At 63.3% G+C, this 3500-nt stretch carries 6 protein-coding genes; all 6 read left to right on the forward strand.

What is annotated here, in order from left to right; all coding sequences use genetic code 11:
- The coding region (locus ABWY06_RS25735; RefSeq protein WP_502948257.1) for an OsmC family protein at nucleotides 1-179 on the forward strand (179 nt) is incomplete at its 5' end.
- A 63-nt stretch (nucleotides 180-242) separates the two neighbouring features.
- Entirely contained in the window at nucleotides 243-695 is a 453-nt protein-coding gene (locus tag ABWY06_RS25740; protein WP_274078059.1) for an Ohr family peroxiredoxin, read from the forward strand.
- Nucleotides 696-816: 121 nt separating this feature from the next.
- Nucleotides 817-1275 (forward strand): transcriptional regulator, SarA/Rot family, encoded by a 459-nt coding sequence (locus tag ABWY06_RS25745; RefSeq protein ID WP_323628456.1) that lies wholly within the window; start codon nucleotides 817-819, stop codon nucleotides 1273-1275.
- A gap of 120 nt (nucleotides 1276-1395) precedes the next feature.
- Nucleotides 1396-1902 (forward strand): sigma-70 family RNA polymerase sigma factor, encoded by a 507-nt coding sequence (locus tag ABWY06_RS25750; RefSeq protein WP_274078057.1) that lies wholly within the window; start codon nucleotides 1396-1398, stop codon nucleotides 1900-1902.
- On the forward strand, nucleotides 1899-2879 hold the full coding sequence (locus ABWY06_RS25755; protein ID WP_353928430.1) for a FecR domain-containing protein: 981 nt from the start codon (nucleotides 1899-1901) through the stop codon (nucleotides 2877-2879). The genes ABWY06_RS25750 and ABWY06_RS25755 overlap by 4 nt, the downstream gene beginning before the upstream one ends.
- 87 nt (nucleotides 2880-2966) lie before the next feature.
- Nucleotides 2967-3500: STN domain-containing protein (locus tag ABWY06_RS25760; protein ID WP_353928431.1), on the forward strand; the 534-nt coding region annotated here is incomplete at its 3' end.

Below are 3500 nucleotides of genomic sequence, written 5' to 3' on the forward strand. Positions count from 1 at the left end.
AAGTGGACCTGGGCCAGACGGGTCCGGCCTATTTCCTTCAGGCCCGACTGACCCTGCGCGTGCCGGGGCTGGCACAGGACGTCGCGACGGAACTGGCGCACATCGCCGATTCCATCTGCCCCTACTCCAAGGCGACACGCGGCAATATCGACGTTGCCCTGAGCGTTATTACGGTCTAATTTTATGTCGCATGCGATCAAAGCGTATGCGAACAACATATCGGTAAACCTGAGGAAATCATCATGAGCAAGATCGAAAAAGTCCTGGCCAGCGGCAAGACCCACACCACCCTGAGCAGCGCCGGCACCACCTCGCGCGGCCATAACGGCAACCTCGACATCGAACTGTCGTCCCCCGGCAGCGCCACTCCAGCGCACGTGCTGACCGGTGTGCAACCGCACCCGAAAGCCGAGCAGCTGTTCGCCGGGGCTTGGTCGGCCTGCTACATCGCAGCGGTGGGCCTGGCCGCCCAACAGGCGAAGGTGACCCTGCCGGCCGATACGGCTGTGGACATCGAAGTCGACCTGGGCCAGACCGGCGCCGCCTACTTCCTCCAGGCCCGCCTGACCCTGCGGGTGCCGGGCCTGTCACAGGAAGTCGCGACCGAGCTGGCCCACAATGCCGATGCGATCTGCCCCTACTCCAAGGCCACCCGCGGCAACATTGACGTCGCCATCAACGTCCAGACCGCGTAACCCATGGCACGGCCGGTTCCGGGGGGGGGACCGGCCAGGCGGCCGCAGGGTTAGTGCTCTTCCGATACCATCGCATACGATGTACAGTCTCAGTCTGCAGCCTGCCCAAAGAGAACCCCCCATGAAAAGCACCGACAAGACGTCCGCCCTGGATCTCAAGCTCTCCGACTTCCTGTGTTTTGCGGTCTATTCCACCAACCTCGCGTTCGGCAAGGCCTACAAGCCGATGCTCGAACGACTCGGCCTGACCTACACCCAATACATCACCCTGGTGGTGCTGTGGGAACAGGACAACCAGACCGTCGGCAGCCTCGGGGAAAAGCTGTTCCTGGAATCCAACACCCTTACCCCGATCCTGAAAAAGCTCGAGGCGATGGGTTACCTGCTGCGCCAGCGCGACCCGGAAGATGAACGCCAGGTGCGCATCAGCCTGACCGACGCCGGTCGCCAACTACGCACCGAACTGACCGAAGACGGCTTTCCGCAAACGGGCCTCGATCCCGACGATTTCGCACAGATGCAGCAGGCGATCGTGGCGTTGCGCAACAATCTGATCCGCACGACCAATGCCGATAAATAATCTCTGAAGCTGTAAAACCGGTCCCCCCACAGCGGTTGCCCGGAAAGTCCCGATTGCGGTGGCTCGTCGCTCAAAGGTAGTATTGAGAACGATTCACACTAACATCTGGAAAATCCACCGGTGCAACCTCCTTCGACCAGCAAGCTGAGCTACTTTTTCAGCGATCATCACCGTTGGCTGCTGCAGCATATCCAGCGACGGCTGCGCAATCATGCGGACGCCGAGGACACTGCCGCCGATACGTTTTGCCAGATGCTGATGGCCCGGGTCGATCCCGACAGCATCGAACAACCCCGCGCCTACCTCTCGACCATCGCCCGACGGCTCATTTTCGATCGGCATCGCCGGCGCAAGCTGGAGTTGGCGTATCTCGAACGCCTGTCCACCCTGCCCGAGATGCTCGCCCCGTCCCCCGAAGAACAGCTGCAGCTGATCGAAGCCCTGGTCGCCATCGACCGGGCGCTGGATGGCCTGCCGACGGTGGTCAAGGCCACCTTCCTCTACAGCCAGCTGGACGGCATGAGCTATGTGGCAATCGCCCAAAAGCTGGGCCTGTCGGAGCGCACGGTCAGCCGCTATATGAAGCAAGCATTGCGCCAGTGCTACCTGAGCGAGATGGCGACATGAAAACAGAGCGCCTGGACCCTGTCAGCGAGCAGGCCATCGACTGGATGGTGCGCCTGCGCGCCGGTACCCCCACGCCCGCCTTGCAGGCACGTTTCGATGCCTGGCTGGCCAAGGACCCGGCGCACGCCCAGGCCTGGGCCAGATTGCAGGAGCGCCTGGGCGGTTCCTTCAACACCCTGCGCGCCCTGGATCGACGCTTGCCGGGGCACACCGAGCATGCCCGCCAGGTGCTCTTGCAACCGCAGGCATCGCGGCGCGATGCGCTGCGGGTAATCGCAGGTTTAGGCCTGCTCGGTGGCGGTTTGTGGCTGGGTGCGCGCAGCCCGCTGGGCGACAGCCTGTTCGCCGACCTGTCCACCGGACGGGGGCAGCGCGAGGATTTCAACCTGGCCGACGGCAGCCGCCTGAGCCTCAACGCCGACAGCGCGGTGGACCTGCAATTCGACGGCCAGCAAAGGCTGGTCATCCTGCGCCACGGCGAACTGGTGATTCAGGTCGCGCCCGATCCGCACCGTCCGTTGCGCGTGCGCACCGCCCAGGGTGAGGTGCGCGCGTTGGGCACGCGTTTCCTCGTCGCCCAGGAGCAGGACGCCAGTCGTGTGGTGGTGCTGGAGCACTCCGTCCAAGCCACGCTCCTCAATGGCACCCGACGTGACCTGCAGGAGGGAGAATCCGCCCTGCTCTACGCGCGGCACATCGAACCGGTTTCTGGCGATCAGCGTTATCGCGCCGACTGGCTCGGCGGGCGCCTCAATGTGCTGGACGAGCCCCTGGAAAACGTCGTGGATGCGCTGCGCCCCTACAGTCGCGGTTTTGTTCGCCTGGCCCCTGAAGTGCGTAACTTGCGGGTCCAGGGCGTGTTCCCGCTCAACGACCCTGCGCGCACCTTCGCGGCGCTGGCGGAAACCCTGCCGATCCGGGTCGATCACTACAGTCCGTGGCTGACGTTGATTCGCGCAAAACCGGCCAAAGAATAATTTTTTTTGCAAATCACTCTTATTCGTGTCCGGTTTTCAATTCTCATCCCACCTATCTCCTGACACTTACACCTTCAGGAGAATGCTGTGTTCAACCCGTGGTCCCACTCGCTTTCCGTCGCCGTTGCCCTGGCCACCCTGGCAGGCCCTGGCCTGTCACAGGTGCAGGCGCAGACGCAAACCCTGCCATTCAATCTGCCCGCCGGCCCGCTCGCCAGTACCCTCAATGCCATTGCCAGCCAGAGCGGACAAATCATCTCGCTGGAGCCGGCGCTCGTGCAGGGCAAGCAAGCACCGGCGGTGAAGGGCCAGATGTCCGCTGAAGAAGCCATGCAGCGGGCGTTGGCGGGCAGCGGCCTGCAACTGCGGGTGACCGCCCAGGGCAACTTCAGCGTCGAGCCAGCCGCCACCGACAGCGCTACGCTGCAATTGGGCGCGACCAATATCATCGAAAGCAGCAACGACGCCACCACCGAAGGCTCGGGTTCCTACGCCGCACGGGCGGTGACCATCGGCAAGGGCACCCACACCCTCAAGGAAATCCCGCAGTCGGTCACCGTCATGACCCGCAAACAGATGGACGACCAGGACCTCACCGACCTCAAGGACGCCGCCAACAAG

This window comes from Pseudomonas sp. (genome assembly GCF_040514055.1).
GTDB lineage: Bacteria > Pseudomonadota > Gammaproteobacteria > Pseudomonadales > Pseudomonadaceae > Aquipseudomonas.